Source organism: Dyella sp. AtDHG13 (assembly GCF_003201105.1).
GTDB classification, from domain to species: domain Bacteria; phylum Pseudomonadota; class Gammaproteobacteria; order Xanthomonadales; family Rhodanobacteraceae; genus Dyella; species Dyella jiangningensis_B.
On sequence record NZ_QICJ01000013.1, the window covers coordinates 146,101 to 159,023 of the forward strand.

The 12,923-nt window shown below is 59.1% G+C and carries 30 protein-coding genes and 1 tRNA gene; 21 read left to right on the top strand and 10 right to left on the bottom strand.

The window, feature by feature from the left end; all coding sequences use genetic code 11:
* Nucleotides 1-300: 300 nt before the first annotated feature.
* Genes BDW41_RS19485 through BDW41_RS19520 form a run of 8 tightly spaced genes read right to left on the bottom strand, consistent with a single transcriptional unit; the run spans nucleotide 301 to nucleotide 2,897 of the window.
* Complete coding sequence (locus tag BDW41_RS19485; protein WP_074551150.1) at nucleotides 301-573, bottom strand: hypothetical protein; 273 nt, start codon at nucleotides 571-573, stop codon at nucleotides 301-303.
* Nucleotides 570-1,502: a hypothetical protein gene (locus BDW41_RS19490; protein WP_233496938.1), complete on the bottom strand. Its 933-nt coding sequence runs from the start codon at nucleotides 1,500-1,502 to the stop codon at nucleotides 570-572. Before BDW41_RS19490 ends, BDW41_RS19485 begins: the two co-directional genes overlap by 4 nt.
* Nucleotides 1,499-1,696 carry a hypothetical protein gene (locus BDW41_RS19495; protein ID WP_074551146.1) on the bottom strand — a complete coding sequence of 66 codons (198 nt, stop codon included), beginning with the start codon at nucleotides 1,694-1,696 and terminating at the stop codon, nucleotides 1,499-1,501. The genes BDW41_RS19490 and BDW41_RS19495 overlap by 4 nt, the downstream gene beginning before the upstream one ends.
* Nucleotides 1,693-1,920, bottom strand: a complete 228-nt coding sequence (locus BDW41_RS19500) for a hypothetical protein (RefSeq protein ID WP_074551145.1) — start codon at nucleotides 1,918-1,920, stop codon at nucleotides 1,693-1,695. Before BDW41_RS19500 ends, BDW41_RS19495 begins: the two co-directional genes overlap by 4 nt.
* On the bottom strand, nucleotides 1,917-2,126 hold the full coding sequence (locus BDW41_RS19505) for a hypothetical protein (RefSeq protein ID WP_074551144.1): 210 nt from the start codon (nucleotides 2,124-2,126) through the stop codon (nucleotides 1,917-1,919). The genes BDW41_RS19500 and BDW41_RS19505 overlap by 4 nt, the downstream gene beginning before the upstream one ends.
* Entirely contained in the window at nucleotides 2,123-2,314 is a 192-nt protein-coding gene (locus BDW41_RS19510) for a hypothetical protein (protein WP_074551143.1), read from the bottom strand. The genes BDW41_RS19505 and BDW41_RS19510 overlap by 4 nt, the downstream gene beginning before the upstream one ends.
* The gene (locus BDW41_RS19515) at nucleotides 2,311-2,559 is read right to left on the bottom strand and encodes a hypothetical protein (RefSeq protein WP_074551141.1); all 249 of its coding nucleotides are present in this window, start codon (nucleotides 2,557-2,559) and stop codon (nucleotides 2,311-2,313) included. The genes BDW41_RS19510 and BDW41_RS19515 overlap by 4 nt, the downstream gene beginning before the upstream one ends.
* Nucleotides 2,556-2,897: a hypothetical protein gene (locus tag BDW41_RS19520; protein WP_074551139.1), complete on the bottom strand. Its 342-nt coding sequence runs from the start codon at nucleotides 2,895-2,897 to the stop codon at nucleotides 2,556-2,558. The genes BDW41_RS19515 and BDW41_RS19520 overlap by 4 nt, the downstream gene beginning before the upstream one ends.
* Nucleotides 2,898-3,124: 227 nt before the next feature.
* On the opposite strand from BDW41_RS19520, the gene BDW41_RS23215 reads away from it, so the two are divergent.
* Nucleotides 3,125-3,343, top strand: coding sequence for a hypothetical protein (locus BDW41_RS23215; protein ID WP_146217383.1), 219 nt, complete (start codon nucleotides 3,125-3,127; stop codon nucleotides 3,341-3,343).
* Nucleotides 3,306-4,100 carry a hypothetical protein gene (locus BDW41_RS19525; RefSeq protein WP_074551137.1) on the top strand — a complete coding sequence of 265 codons (795 nt, stop codon included), beginning with the start codon at nucleotides 3,306-3,308 and terminating at the stop codon, nucleotides 4,098-4,100. Before BDW41_RS23215 ends, BDW41_RS19525 begins: the two co-directional genes overlap by 38 nt.
* 29 nt (nucleotides 4,101-4,129) lie before the next feature.
* On the opposite strand, the gene BDW41_RS19530 is transcribed toward BDW41_RS19525, so the two are convergent.
* Both BDW41_RS19530 and BDW41_RS19540 read right to left on the bottom strand, forming a co-directional pair.
* Nucleotides 4,130-4,861, bottom strand: a complete 732-nt coding sequence (locus BDW41_RS19530) for a S24 family peptidase (protein WP_074551135.1) — start codon at nucleotides 4,859-4,861, stop codon at nucleotides 4,130-4,132.
* Nucleotides 4,862-5,183: 322 nt separating this feature from the next.
* Nucleotides 5,184-5,705 carry a hypothetical protein gene (locus BDW41_RS19540; RefSeq protein ID WP_074551132.1) on the bottom strand — a complete coding sequence of 174 codons (522 nt, stop codon included), beginning with the start codon at nucleotides 5,703-5,705 and terminating at the stop codon, nucleotides 5,184-5,186.
* A 122-nt stretch (nucleotides 5,706-5,827) separates the two neighbouring features.
* On the opposite strand from BDW41_RS19540, the gene BDW41_RS19545 reads away from it, so the two are divergent.
* The 19 genes from BDW41_RS19545 (at nucleotide 5,828) to BDW41_RS23430 (ending at nucleotide 12,766) form a co-directional block, all read left to right on the top strand.
* Nucleotides 5,828-6,013, top strand: a complete 186-nt coding sequence (locus BDW41_RS19545) for a hypothetical protein (RefSeq protein WP_074551130.1) — start codon at nucleotides 5,828-5,830, stop codon at nucleotides 6,011-6,013.
* A gap of 315 nt (nucleotides 6,014-6,328) precedes the next feature.
* The gene (locus BDW41_RS23425; RefSeq protein WP_158537015.1) at nucleotides 6,329-6,490 is read left to right on the top strand and encodes a hypothetical protein; all 162 of its coding nucleotides are present in this window, start codon (nucleotides 6,329-6,331) and stop codon (nucleotides 6,488-6,490) included.
* Entirely contained in the window at nucleotides 6,487-6,849 is a 363-nt protein-coding gene (locus BDW41_RS19555; protein ID WP_074551127.1) for a hypothetical protein, read from the top strand. The genes BDW41_RS23425 and BDW41_RS19555 overlap by 4 nt, the downstream gene beginning before the upstream one ends.
* Before the next feature lie 101 nt (nucleotides 6,850-6,950).
* Nucleotides 6,951-7,457: an HNH endonuclease signature motif containing protein gene (locus BDW41_RS19560; protein WP_146217384.1), complete on the top strand. Its 507-nt coding sequence runs from the start codon at nucleotides 6,951-6,953 to the stop codon at nucleotides 7,455-7,457.
* A complete protein-coding gene (locus tag BDW41_RS23220) occupies nucleotides 7,454-8,296 on the top strand; it encodes a hypothetical protein (RefSeq protein ID WP_146217385.1) in 843 nt (280 codons plus the stop codon). Before BDW41_RS19560 ends, BDW41_RS23220 begins: the two co-directional genes overlap by 4 nt.
* Nucleotides 8,217-8,738 (top strand): hypothetical protein, encoded by a 522-nt coding sequence (locus tag BDW41_RS19565; RefSeq protein ID WP_074551125.1) that lies wholly within the window; start codon nucleotides 8,217-8,219, stop codon nucleotides 8,736-8,738. Before BDW41_RS23220 ends, BDW41_RS19565 begins: the two co-directional genes overlap by 80 nt.
* The gene (locus BDW41_RS23225) at nucleotides 8,735-8,935 is read left to right on the top strand and encodes a hypothetical protein (protein WP_146217386.1); all 201 of its coding nucleotides are present in this window, start codon (nucleotides 8,735-8,737) and stop codon (nucleotides 8,933-8,935) included. The genes BDW41_RS19565 and BDW41_RS23225 overlap by 4 nt, the downstream gene beginning before the upstream one ends.
* Nucleotides 8,932-9,153: a hypothetical protein gene (locus BDW41_RS19570; protein ID WP_074551123.1), complete on the top strand. Its 222-nt coding sequence runs from the start codon at nucleotides 8,932-8,934 to the stop codon at nucleotides 9,151-9,153. The genes BDW41_RS23225 and BDW41_RS19570 overlap by 4 nt, the downstream gene beginning before the upstream one ends.
* Complete coding sequence (locus tag BDW41_RS19575; protein WP_074551121.1) at nucleotides 9,150-9,347, top strand: hypothetical protein; 198 nt, start codon at nucleotides 9,150-9,152, stop codon at nucleotides 9,345-9,347. Before BDW41_RS19570 ends, BDW41_RS19575 begins: the two co-directional genes overlap by 4 nt.
* A complete protein-coding gene (locus BDW41_RS19580; protein WP_074551120.1) occupies nucleotides 9,344-9,706 on the top strand; it encodes a hypothetical protein in 363 nt (120 codons plus the stop codon). Before BDW41_RS19575 ends, BDW41_RS19580 begins: the two co-directional genes overlap by 4 nt.
* On the top strand, nucleotides 9,703-10,149 hold the full coding sequence (locus BDW41_RS19585; protein ID WP_074551117.1) for a hypothetical protein: 447 nt from the start codon (nucleotides 9,703-9,705) through the stop codon (nucleotides 10,147-10,149). The genes BDW41_RS19580 and BDW41_RS19585 overlap by 4 nt, the downstream gene beginning before the upstream one ends.
* Nucleotides 10,146-10,400 carry a DUF6378 domain-containing protein gene (locus tag BDW41_RS19590; RefSeq protein ID WP_074551116.1) on the top strand — a complete coding sequence of 85 codons (255 nt, stop codon included), beginning with the start codon at nucleotides 10,146-10,148 and terminating at the stop codon, nucleotides 10,398-10,400. Before BDW41_RS19585 ends, BDW41_RS19590 begins: the two co-directional genes overlap by 4 nt.
* A complete protein-coding gene (locus BDW41_RS19595) occupies nucleotides 10,397-10,669 on the top strand; it encodes a Ref family recombination enhancement nuclease (RefSeq protein WP_255412984.1) in 273 nt (90 codons plus the stop codon). Before BDW41_RS19590 ends, BDW41_RS19595 begins: the two co-directional genes overlap by 4 nt.
* Nucleotides 10,666-10,980 (top strand): hypothetical protein, encoded by a 315-nt coding sequence (locus BDW41_RS19600; RefSeq protein ID WP_074551112.1) that lies wholly within the window; start codon nucleotides 10,666-10,668, stop codon nucleotides 10,978-10,980. The genes BDW41_RS19595 and BDW41_RS19600 overlap by 4 nt, the downstream gene beginning before the upstream one ends.
* On the top strand, nucleotides 10,977-11,171 hold the full coding sequence (locus BDW41_RS19605) for a hypothetical protein (RefSeq protein WP_074551111.1): 195 nt from the start codon (nucleotides 10,977-10,979) through the stop codon (nucleotides 11,169-11,171). The genes BDW41_RS19600 and BDW41_RS19605 overlap by 4 nt, the downstream gene beginning before the upstream one ends.
* Before the next feature lie 19 nt (nucleotides 11,172-11,190).
* The gene (locus BDW41_RS19610; RefSeq protein ID WP_146217387.1) at nucleotides 11,191-11,841 is read left to right on the top strand and encodes a hypothetical protein; all 651 of its coding nucleotides are present in this window, start codon (nucleotides 11,191-11,193) and stop codon (nucleotides 11,839-11,841) included.
* Between the two features lie 30 nt (nucleotides 11,842-11,871).
* Complete coding sequence (locus BDW41_RS23230) at nucleotides 11,872-12,339, top strand: GIY-YIG nuclease family protein (protein ID WP_146217388.1); 468 nt, start codon at nucleotides 11,872-11,874, stop codon at nucleotides 12,337-12,339.
* A 49-nt stretch (nucleotides 12,340-12,388) separates the two neighbouring features.
* Nucleotides 12,389-12,463, top strand: a tRNA-Gly gene (locus BDW41_RS19615).
* 12 nt (nucleotides 12,464-12,475) lie between these two features.
* Nucleotides 12,476-12,766, top strand: a complete 291-nt coding sequence (locus BDW41_RS23430) for a hypothetical protein (RefSeq protein WP_074551107.1) — start codon at nucleotides 12,476-12,478, stop codon at nucleotides 12,764-12,766.
* Nucleotides 12,767-12,923 lie beyond the last annotated feature (157 nt).

Below are 12,923 nucleotides of genomic sequence, written 5' to 3' on the forward strand. Positions count from 1 at the left end.
CTTCGGATCAGGCTGCGATGGCCTGGTCGTAGACGTTGTCATTCGCGTCTATAGGTTTTGCGCCGATTACGTCGGTCGCCTCTCGCGCGGTCCACTTCCGATCTTCAGTCCGTCGAAACCAATTCAGCCCCGTAGGTGGTGGAGCTGGCCGGAATCGAACCGGCGTCCGAACTGCCTTTCAGTTGCTTCGTACCGCGATAACCCAAATTGCCAACGACGACGCTCTGGGGTGTTAGGTGGCGGCAGGCCGGCCTGTTCAATTCGCCCTTGCTGCCCAGCAAGCGCCTGCCGCCGGTGAAATCAGGCAGCCTGTTCGATGGGCTGCGGATCGGGCGCGATGCGGATGCCCTTGTTTTCGAGCTTGTTCAGCACGGCGTCGCGGCGGTTCTGGAGGATGTGACGGACCTCCGACTCAGTGAGTCGGTACTCGGTCACACCGTCATCCGGCACAAGGTTGTCGTCCAGATGCGCAATATCCGAGTCGATCAGATACAGCTGATCGAACAGGGCACGCACTTCGTCCAGCGCAGCTCGGCCACGGATCGTTGCCGGGGTGACGAGTGGGGCATTCATGCAACCTCCTTCGGCACACCGTTCTTCAGCGTGTACCAGGTGTCAGGTTTGATGCCATCACGCCCAGCGATGCCAGCCCACACTGCAACGATGGCGTACTCGTAATCACGTTCGACCAGGAACAGAGCACAACCTTCCTTGCCGCGAGCCTTTCCGTTTCGGCCCGATGCCGTGGCAGCGCCGTAGTAGCCCGATGCCATGGCAGCGCCGGAGTAGCCCGATGCCATGGCAGCGCCGGAGTCGCCCGATGCCGTGGCAGCGCCGTAGTCGCCCGATGCCGTGGCAGCGCCGGAGTAGCCCGATGCCATGGCAGCGCCGGAGTAGCCCGATGCCGTGGCAGCGCCGGAGTTGCCCGATGCCGTGGCAGCGCCGGAGTAGCCCGATGCCATGGCAGCGCCGGAGTCGCCCGATGCCGTGGCAGCGCCGTAGTTGCCCGATGCCGTGGCAGCGCCGTAGTCGCCCGATGCCGTGGCAGCGCCGGAGTCGCCCGATGCCGTGGCAGCGCCGTAGTTGCCCGATGCCGCAACCGATCCATTCTTCTCGTCGGTGGTGCATCCAGGAACCACCTTGGCCCGACTCGTCGTGTACTCGATGGCCGCCTTGATAAGTCCGGCGAGATTGATCTCTGCCTTGACCTTAATCTTGGAACTGGCGATCTTCGAATCATCGTCGTGACGTGAAAGCTCGCCGCTCTGTTCAACGATGGCGAACCGAGAATTGCCTCGGTAATAGCGCAGAACATGCAGCGGATACTCACAGGCGTGAAACCCGCTGTTGCAAGCCTTGACCGGGCCATCATGCTTGTATTCCTTTCCCACCTCATACTGGAAACCGCGGCAGGCAAGGTTCGAGTCGAACCCCTTGTAGGTCGTGACCACAGGCTGATCCTTCGCTTTTACTTCGGTCTTCTTGGCCTTCTTCGTAGTCACTTGTTCTTCTCCATGTAAGAGGCGCCTGCCACCACGGCGCCAGGGGTTGCGTTAACCGGGTGCAGGTCCGGCGTGGTGGCAGGCAACTGGTTCAGATCGAATTCGGTGAGGAACAAGCGCTGACGCTTCAGCAACTCGCTTCGCATCGCGTCGATCTGCGATTCGGAGAGTTCGGAGAGGTGGTGGCAGCTCATGATTCGCGCGCCTTGAGCAAGGCGTCGGCAAGCGCATAGGCAACGGCTGCGATTTGCTCGTCCTTGGCGATGCCCCACGTATCGTTGTGGGCGCAGATTCCCTGCAGCGCCTTCGCCGCAAAGTAATCCCGAAGGGTCATTCCACCGGCACCGTTATCACCGCAACCGGGGATGCTGATGGGGAATGCTGGACCGCCATTCTCGTTGGTGTACGGATTGCTCATGCCGCCCTCCCACCATGCGACGTATGGCTCCACAGATGCGCCCGCGCATTGGTCAGCGCCTGGTTCTGCGAAATCCCCTTGCACATCGTCTGCACGGCGATTCGCTCGGCGCTGGCGATCAGCTCGCGGGAGGCATTGGCGTCACGTCCGTACTTGCGGACCTTTACGCGGACGTCAAATAGATCAGAAGGGTAGATGTAGCTCATGATTCGGCCCCACGATTCGTGTACGTAGCAATCGCTTCTTCCGCATCCAGACCATTCTGGATGGCCTCTAGGCCAACGGAGACCAACTCCGGCGGATATCCGTAGAGTTGATGCTCAATCTCGATGTCGATGCACCGGTTGATGTCGCTTCGCACCATGGCCTTGGCGTAATCTTGAAGAGCGCTCATGCCCGTTCTCCGGTGGCTTTGGTGATGGCGGCGTCTGCGGCGTCCGCATGACGGATCAATTCCGCTGCGAAGTGACGGATCTCATCCGTCGATCCATGGAAGGAAGCGCTCAAGCCACATGGTTCTTCCGAGCGGAAGATCAGTGCGATGGAAGCGCCAAGGCCGCCATACAGAGCGTTGATGCCAGCAGTTACGGCGCCAAGCTTGGCCGCGTCGTAGGTAAACAGGGCAGTCTGTGTATTCACAAGACCACCTCCATCCAGCGAGCCAAGCGGCCAGACTTGCGAGCCCAAGCGTCGAACTCAGCCGTCATCGACTCATGAAGGTGTTCGTAGCGATCACGCAGGGCGTCATCGCTACGGGTCTTGTCACGCAGCGGAAGACCATGACCGAGAAACAGGGCGACCAGTGCATCAAGGTTCTCCGCGGTGCGCGGAGCCTGGATATATTCCGAGACCTCGGTGCGGTTTCCACGCATCTCCTCCAGAGCATCAAGCTCGGCGGCGGCGCGGTTTTCTGCCTGGTCCTGCACCCGCTGGTACTCGCGGGCGGCTCGTTCGGCGTAGCAGGGAAGGGCGTTCATCGCTCACTCCACAGGGCCTGAAGTGGCCCGATGGAGAAAGACTAGCAACGCTAGCTATCCAGTACAATAGCAGTGGTAGCGTGGCTAGCGATACATTCAGTTTGCGTTTATATTTCACAGGGCCGTCGCAGTTCCTAAAGCTATTCTTGGACCTGCCGATAACGCCAGATGAGTGAAATGTAAGGTGCATTGATTATTTTCTTCTCACCTTGTGCGATCCTAGTGCCATGAACGAGAGGCTAAAAAAGATGCGCGGAGAGATCGAGGAGATCACCGAGGTCGTCTCGAAGTCGCTTCCTGCGGCCGAAGCTTCGTTGCTTCGAGCAGTTGGCCGTTTTGCGGACAGCCTCGTTCAGCACGAGAAAAAGCAGAACGAAGAAATTGAGCGCATCCGAGGGGAGATGAAACGTGGCTCACGCCAAGGAACAGGACGATTCCATCTTTGATTTCTTGTACGTCGATCGACAACGATTGGCGTTGTTTGTAGCGCAATTGGATGACGATGGAGTCATCGTTCAATCCAAGCGCATCGTCGGCTCTAGCATGTCTAACCAGGGCGAGCTCAAGGGAGGTATACCCTCCGTGGCCACGGTTGGCGGAACTATCTCTGATGCAGCAACGGAAAGTGCTGAGCGCCAGTTCGACGCCAGCTACTCACTGCCGCTAAACGCGCTAAGCATTCTTCAGTCGGCTGGGCGAATCAAAAAGGAAGCGGCAGACCTGACGCTTGGTCATATCGTCCAACTCGAAGGTATCGTTGAGATACGGGATATCGACCTTATCAAGCGATTGTGGGACACCTTCACAAAGAACCTAGTGGATAAGGCGCCCTCCCATAAGAAGGGCACGGTCAAGCACGAAGTAAGCGTTGCGGGAAACGTTCTTAAGGAACTTCCACCGACAACGCAAATCTTTGTTCGCACGGCAGATGCAGGTTACTGGGGAATGCTCAACGGTGCTGACCCGACATTCAACTCTCACTTTATTGGCCTCAAGCACGGCACGCGTATTCAGGGCACATGGCAAGTCATCGGAATTCTCGATGCGCTACCAGACAGTGAGCCTGCCAGCGAAGAGACCACTGGAAATCTTCTTTCCGACATGAGTTCAGTTATCAATGGCATGCGCACGCTCTTGGGTAGGCCGTTCGACTCCTACGGAATAACGCCGCTCGCCATTTTTAGGCCTTGTGGACAGCCCTAAGAAAAGCCCCGCTTATGCGGGGCTTTTTCTTAGAGCCCTCCAGGCCCGCTCTTATCAATCACGCGTCCGATGACCAGGAAGTCTGATGAGTTGTGGTCGATAAACTCATCGGGATAGGTGACCTTGTCCTGGTTGTCCGACACGATGCGAATACGTCCATCAGCAGCGCGGAATAGGCGCTTCACGCGGGCCTCACCACCAGAAATGATGACGTAGACATGATTGGATACGATCTTGGTGTTGCTGCGATCGACCACGACCTTGTCGCCATCGAATACCGTCCGCTCCATGCTTTCGCCGCGGACGCGCATGATCATCAGGTCTTTGGCCTTGGCACCAGTCTTCTGCAGCCATTTAAGGGTATAGCGCTGTCGGTACTTCGTCGGCACGTATTCAGGAATAGGGTGTCCATTACCCCCGCTGACCTCAACGTCGAACCCATCCACCCAAACCTCCGTTTCTGGGTCAAAGCCCTCGTCATCCTCCACGGCCTCAATCTCATAGGCAGGGATCACGACGCGTCGTTGACCAGTAGGACTGGTGGATGAGGCAGCAATATTGGCGAAGTCTTCACTGATTAACTCAGGGGATGTTCCTACGAGTTCAGCGACCACTGCGGCCTTGTCCGCTGGGATCGGGCGCAGGCCAGTCTTCCAGTGATAGACATTGGCCGCGTTGATTTCGAGCGCACGGCCGATCTCGGCGGCCTTTACTCTCGACGCCAGAAGCCTTTCAGCGAAGTGTTGAGCGTACTTGTCCATATAAAGCAATGCTAACAATAGCCTTGGCAAGCATGGCTATTGACTGCTAGCGCTAGCGCAGCTAGTCTTTTGCCATGGACACAAAACAGAGCCACCAGGTCGAACAGATCCAGCGCGCAGTCAAAATTCTTGGCAGCAAGGCTGCCTTGGCTAGGGCCGTTAGTAAGACGCAGCCTCTGATATGGCAATGGTGCGCCGGACGTCGCCCTGTATCTGCCAGGCATTGCCTTCTGATCGAGAAGGCCACGGCCGGTCAGGTGACCCGCTACGACCTCCGCCCCGACGTCTTCGGCGAGCCCAGCAAGAAAAGGGCGGCGTGATGTCACCTCAGTCGACCAAAGGGATCGTGGGGTGCGGGCGGGAGATTGATCCGCGGGGTCTTCTCGTCGGTGGCGAACTTCCGATCGCAGATGGGGCAGTTGAGGCTGTAGAAGCCAAAGGCATTCGCAGAGCGCAACAAGACCGCTCGAACGCCCTTGGTGTCCATGCAGGGCTGACAGATGTAGTGCTCCGGCTCCGCCGAGCCTGGATCTTCGGTCCCTGCAGTGTCTCCCGCGACCTTCAGTCTGTACACGAAGATGCCCTTGGATATCTCGAAAAGCGCATAGCTGTTGCGCTGAACAAGCGACTTTTTGAGATCGGCCAACTCCTGTGCGGTTTCGAGGTACTTGTTTTGAAGCTCGAAGAGCTGCGCAGTAAGCGAGAGGACGCCATGTTGTGCCGCACTCAATTGCTGGACGACTGCGGCGTTCTTGATGAGATCTCGACTCTCGAGAGCGACATTGATCGCATCTTGCGCGGTCTTGAGCGTTGCGCCTATGGACCCGAATAACGACACGTTCATGGATTCCCTCCTGTTGGTGGTTGGTCTGCTCGCACAGCCAGCCTACCAGCGGGAGGAATCCGCCATCCAGTAACACCGCTCCACTCATACCCACTGCCAAGTGACTCTCCAAGGAATGAACGATGTACGCCGACCCGCGACACATCCGTGATAACCCGATCAAGGTCCGTCTGAATGACGACGAGTACGCCGTGATCGAAGCGATGGCACGACTGAACAAGCGTCAGCCTGCCGTGTTTGCGCGTGAACTGCTCATGCAGGGCATCGCATTGCTGGAACAGCGTAACGAGATTGCCGACGCCGCCTGAAGTGGCCCTTCCGACCCTGAGGAGGGGCTATGCCTGACATCACCGTGGCGTTGACCGATGACCAGCGAAGAGAGCTGGAAGCGGCAGCACGAGAAGCAGGGGTGACGGTAGATGAATACGCGGCTATGGCCGTGTCGCAAGCAGTAGAGACCCGGTACGTGCTTCCGAGCACGGCCGGGGTAGTGGTTCCCATGAAGGGACTCAAGAGGCCCAAGTAACCGGGCCGCAAAACGGGGCCCTCAAACGCACTCGTTTCGAACACGCAACGCACTTCCCACATTCGACGATCTGCTCACCACGAGCACGAGAACACCAATGCACACCGTCATCGACTTCCGTATCCAGGACGAACACCAGCAGCGCAACGACGCGCTGGAATTCATCGTGGACGAAGACATGGCGGCCCTCATTCGGGTCAATACGCGGACATGGCGTCAGCGCAATGGCCTGGAGCCGGAACAGTCGGAGGCAGCATGACCACCATCCGCCAGGAAACGTTCTGGGATCGCGATCAATCGCTGCGCTTGGTCGATACGCCCATCGCACGCAGCTCCGATCCGGAGTCGAGCCATCGCGCTGCCGCCGAGCTGACTGCTAGTGGTCGCCGCGGTCAGCAGATCGCGCAGACCATTGCCGCGGTGCGCGCTTTCCCTGGAAAGACCAGCCAAGAGCTGTCGGACAAGACCGGCATCTGCAGGTTTGTGCTCGCACGCCGCTTGCCTGAGGCAGTCACGGCCGGCGCCATCGCCAAGGGACAACAGAGGCCCTGTTCGGTCACCGGCAAGCTGGCACTGACGTGGTGGCCTGTTGATCCGGGGATGAAGGTGGCTGCGTGACACTACAGTTTGAACAACACACGGCTAGTCCGACGGGGCGAAAAGGCGGTCTCCCGAGCCGCTCTGCCGTTGTGTCCTCATCGGGCATTACGGGGATGCACATGGCTAAGACTTACTGGGAAAAATTGAAGGATCCGCGCTGGCAGAAGAAGAGACTGGAGGCGCTACAGAGCGCGGAGTTTGCGTGCCAGGTCTGCTATGACAGCGAATCCACGCTGCACGTCCATCACAAGCAGTACTTCAAGGGCCGTGAGCCGTGGGAGTACGAGGTCGAGCAGTTGGCAGTTCTTTGTGAGGCATGTCACGCGGAACATCATGCATCGGATGATGAGCTCAGTGTCGTCTGCTCGTTTCTTCCCATGGACAGCCCACGGTCACGGTCAACCGTCGCGTCCCTAATTGCTGGATACGCGGGCCAAGAACTGCCGAGCGCGGATCCGGATCACTTTGCTTACTACGCAGGAATTCTGGCCGAGCGTATGTTCGCAAACTATTCAAGCAACATCTATGACCTTCTCGATATGGAGGTTGTGAGTAGGGCCGATGCATACGGCATCTTCCATGCGGCACTGGCATATGTGAAGTCAAAGCGGGGCGACGCGACGTGAGCCGATCCCGCAACCTCAAGCCTGGCTTCTTCAAGAACGAGACGCTGGCCGAGTGCGACCCGCTCGCGCGCCTGCTGTTCGAAGGGCTGTGGTGCGAGGCCGACAGGGAAGGGCGCCTAGAAGATCGCCCGCGCCGTCTCAAGGCGGAAATTCTCCCCTATGACGACTGCGACATCGAGCGTCTACTGGGCCAGCTGAGTGATCGCGGCTTCATCGAGCGCTATTACGTTGGTGCCGAGCGCTATATCGCCATAGTCAACTTTGCGAAGCACCAGAACCCTCATGTCCGAGAGGCGGAGAGCGTCATTCCTGCCCCAAACGGTACGGAGCACAACCTAGGCAGTGCACGGGCACAACCAAGGCAGTGCCAAGGCGATGCTGAGCATGGAACGAGCCCGGCTGATTCCTCTTTCCCCCATCCCTCATCCCCCATCCAGGGAGAGAGAGAAACGCACGCGACCCGCGCTGGCGAATGTGCCAAGGCGATGCGTGAAGCCGGCTGCGTCTCGATCAACCAAAGCAATCCGGATTTCCTGGCTGCGCTGGATGAGGGCGTGACGCCCAAGGAGTTCGCCGACGCGGTGAACGCCCACAAGGACGAAGTCTCAGGCGCTGGCCTGTTCAAGTACGCCGTGAAGGCAGCACGGACGAATCACGCCAAGGAAGCGGCTCCGGTTGTCATCCCATCGGCCCGCGCCGGCCCTGGCCAAACGCAGAGCAAGACCATGGGCGCAATCCTCGCACTACAGGGCATGAAAGATGGACTGGATCAAACACGAACTGCTGACCGGCTTTCAGAAGCTCCTCACGCTCGGCTTGGAGCGTCAGCCGGCGGCTGAAGTCATCCCGGGCACAGTGGCGACCTGGCTGGAGACCATCACGCATGGTCGCCAGTTCGACAAGCAGCGTGACGCGTGGCGCTTCCGTGCGGCGTTCATCACGCTTGCTGGCCGGCAGCGTACGTGGCCCGTCCCACGTGACCTGATCGATGCCTTGCCACCTGCAAGGTTACCCGAAGTGGTTGACGTCAGCCGGCGTCTCACCAGCGACGAGGCCGAGAAGGTCGCCAAGGGTGAACTCGAGAAGATTGGCAAGCTGTTTCATGTCGACTTCACCGCTACGAAGCCCAAGAAGACTCCTCCGTTGGCATCTGTGGACTTCCCGCGGTGTTGTGAGAAAGGAACGCGTGAACAGCCGGTGTGCGATGACTGCCGTCAGGAGATGCGTGATCTACATGGTCCAGTGATTCCATTCGATAAGTCGAAGGGAGATGCGGCATGAAGCGTGGACTCAAACCTGGATATGGGACGAACCTCGAGTTCGGCATGCGCTTCCTTCTTTGGGCTGATGGATTAGGACATTGGCCGAACTTCCGAGAGGTGATGTCGGCCTTTGGTGTATCGAAGGCATCTGCCTATCGCTACCTCGATTCCTATCGGAACGTGAAGTCCGTGGAGCTAACGAGGAAAGCCGCATGACCCGCTGCCACCACTGCCATTGCCGCCTTACTGAGGACGAGGTGATGTACTACGAATTTCGCTGCGCACGTTGCGAGGACAAAGTAGTGCGCCGATACGACAACCGGTACTTCGTCGGCCCGTACCGTGCCGGCAACATCCTCTTCTGCCTCATCGGCGCTGGCATCTTCGTCGCCTTCATGTACTGCATGTGGCGGTCGGTGGGAGGCTGGCGATGACCATCCCCAACACCTACTTGCGCCGCAAGATCGTCGATGCGCTTGGTGAAGGCCCGAGTACTTCGGCTGCGCTTGCCCTGAAGATCAACACGGAGCATCACTCGGTGCTGCCCGCGCTGCGGTCCATGGCCGCCCAAGGGATGCTGCGCAAGTCCATTCCACGCAACAAGGTTCCGGTTTGGAGGTTGGCGTGAGCTATTGCCGATTCAGCAGTAACGACTTCTTGTGCGATGTGTACGTGTACGAGTCGTGCCTTGGTGGCTGGGAGATCCATGTCGCCGCCAACCGCGTCGTATTCAAGGAGCCACTGCCCGACCCACTCCCGTGGAGCGCGGAGAACGCCGAGGCTTGCGTGGCGCGTATGCGTAAAGTCAGCGCGATGGTGGATGTCGCCGACAGGGTAGACATCGATCTTCCCCACGCCGGCGAATCGTTCAACGAGTCGAGTCCAGGCGAATGCGCGGACCGGCTCGAATACCTGCGCGGCTTGGGTTACGTCGTGCCGCAGCACGCCATCGACACGCTGCGCGAGGAAGCGGAGGAGGCCGAGTGAGTCAGACCTACGTCCTGAACGCCAATGGGCGCGAGCGCCCGCAGGTGCTTGCCAACATTCACGCCTTTGTCGATCGCCTGCCGCCGGGAAAGTCCTGGAGCGTGGAGATCAAGGAGGCCCGCAAGCAGCGGAGCGACCCGCAGAACCACGCACTTTTCGGCGTGGCCTATGAGGCCCTGAATCGGGCCACGGGGTTCACGAAGGACGAACTACACGAGGCGTTCTGCAAACGGTACTTCGGGACCGTCGAACGCGAGGTCATGGGGCAGGTGGTCACCCGTCCGTACCGGACCACGACGACGAACGAGCGAGGCGAGCGGGACGTCATATCCACCGCCGCATTCGCCGAGTTCTACACCATTGTGCAGATGGTCGGCGCCGAGGCAGGGATTGATGTTCCGGACCCGGATCCGTTCTGGCGCGAGGGGAGGATGGCAGCGTGAGCAATTTGAATGAGACCTTGAATGAGCGTGGCAATCGCTATGGAGACTTCCGCGACCACGCACTGATTGCGCAGGACCTTCAGGATGTAATGCGCCCTCCCGAAGGATGGAATCGGTTGTCTCCTCACCAGAAGCAGGCGCTTACTGTCATTGCAGACAAGATCGCTCGCATCCTGAACGGTGACCCAAACTATGCGGATAACTGGCATGACATACAGGGATATGCACGGCTCGTCGAGGAAAGGCTTTGAGCACTGCAGCCGAGAAACGCCACATGGACCGCGTTGCCAGGCTGCCATGCGCATGCTGTGGCTGCTATGGCGTCCAGGTGCACCACATCCGCGAAACCATGGGCATGGGGCAGAGGGCCAGCAACTGGCTAGTGATTCCGCTTTGCCCGTCATGTCACACAGGACCCAAAGGCATCCACGGTGATCGCTCCATGCTCAAGATCATCAAGGCCGATGAGTTGTCGTTGCTTGCCGACACGATGCGCCTGTTGGCGATAGGTGCGGCATGACCCGCCACTCCAAGAAGGACGCCAACCATGACGCCATCGTGGCCCGCTTTCAGGCGCTCGGATGCAGCGTGATCGAGATGCATGCGACGGGGATTCCGGGAATGCCGGACTTGGCCATCGGGTTGTCATGCCCGAACGGTCGAATCACCCAGCTCGTGGAGGTCAAAAACCCCGAAACCGCCTACGGCCGGCGCGGCCTCAACGCCAACCAGACCGCATTCGCTCGCGACTGGCGCGGCGGGAAGATCTGGACCGTCACCGGCGTCGATGAGGCCACCGCGCTGGTGCAGAACTGGCGGAGCGCGGCATGACCCCGCAAGAGAAACAGGCCGCCCGCATCGTCATCCGGACCATGTCCGACGACGAGCTGCGCCACGAGTCCAAGAAGATGTGGAAGCTGGCCTCCTTCGCCCAAGGCATGGCCGATCGGATCGAAAGCGAGCTGCGTCGCCGCAAAAAGAAGCTACGCATGGCTTTGGCACAGAACAACGGGGAGAAGTGAGATGCACGTAGGCAAGTTGATGGCTCGACTGAACCCGAAGAATGTCCGCTTCGACGTGGACTCGGGCGGCATTCCCGAGCTCACCCCCCAGGACATTGCTGCCGCCCTTGGCATGGTCGAGGATGGCATTGGACGCGAGATGCTCTGCCAGGTGTGGTGGCCGGATGGCGCCAAACTCACGGAGGATCATCTCTTCGAAGTGATGGCCGACGCCCAGCGGCAGGAATGGCAGCGTCGTGAGGATGCCATGCTGACCGCGGTCTTGGCGGTAGCCGAGCGGGGCGACAAGGCTCGCGGCATCTATGCCTCAGCCCATGCCAACCGGTGGCCGCGGATGGTGCACGTCAAGACTGAGATTCCCTTTGCCGCGCCTGGCTACCAAAAGGTCACTCGTGCCGTGCTCAGGGAAATGAAGGGTGCCGGCATCTGCCAGAACTGCCATGGGCGCACGATCGTTTTCGCCTCCGATGCTCCGGTGAAGGTCTGCCCGTCCTGCTTGGGCAGCGGCCACCAGGCGGTTAGCAGCCGTGCGAGGGCGGAAGCATGCGGCATCGAGTGGAAGAGCTTCCACGACGACTGGCAACGCGTATACGAATGGACCGCAGAGCTGTGCAGTCAGAGCCTACTTCGCGCGCACCGCCAGTTCATCGCCGCAATTGGTGGGTGTTAGACCCATCAAGAAAGCGATTAAATTCCTACTATGGGCATCGTGACTAGCGCTGGCATGTTTGATAACACAGGCATGCTGGCATGCAAATCCTATGTCTATCTCTTTATTGTTCATGACCCTGAAGCATCCGGCCAAGTTGGGTATGTCAAATTTGGTCAGAGCAAGAATCCGCTAGAGCGCGCAGCAACCATAAAAACTGGATGTCCTATTCCATTGGTTCGCTTGACTCTTGTTCAGGCCCCCAATCAGAAGTCGGCACGCTCTTTAGAGCAGGCACTTTTGCAGCAATATGCTGGAATGCAGTCGCAGGGGGAGTGGATACGCATTTTCTGGGGTGACAAAGAGCAGCGCTCAAAGTTTTTCAAGGAGATTGCTGCCACGATCCGCCTGCATGTCAGGTCGCCTAAGATCATGGAAGTTAATCCAGCGCATATTTTTGCTGCCGCTGAGGCTAGCCGTGGCCTACGAAAGAAGGTTCGGCAACATCCTGGCTGGTAGAGCCACCACTGAAGAAAGCCCGGCCAAGAGGCTGGGCTTTTTCGTTTCCGCGCCCCTGGTCTAACGGCAAGGCACGACCCTTCCAAGGTCGAAGATGCCAGTTCGAATCTGGCGGGGCGCTCCATCTGGAATTTCCATGAACTGGTTCCTCCGCTGGTTTCACAGGCCGGTGCTGGACCAACTCGCCCATCTGGAGCAAGTCACCATGTCCGCATCCGAAGATCTCGTCGCCAACGTCGCGGCGCTGAAGACCGCTGTCGCCAACGAACTGCAGGCCATTTCTGCCAAGCTGGCCGCCGCCCAGGGCGATGACCCGAACGTGGTCCAGGCGAACGCCGATATCCAGGCACTGATCGAGCAGCTGAATGCCGAGACTGCCTCCCTGGAACCTGCGCCGGCACCGGCCGCCGAGCAGCCGGCTCAGTAACCCATGACAGCAATACAGACGGGCTGCAGCGTCATCGAAGCAACGATGGCGCATCTGCTTCCTGAATCGCCCCGGGTTCTGAGGAGGCTCCAACTCTTGAGAGAATGGAGCCATGAACAAGTCTACGAAGTTTTCCCCTGAGGTCCGCGAGCGCGCG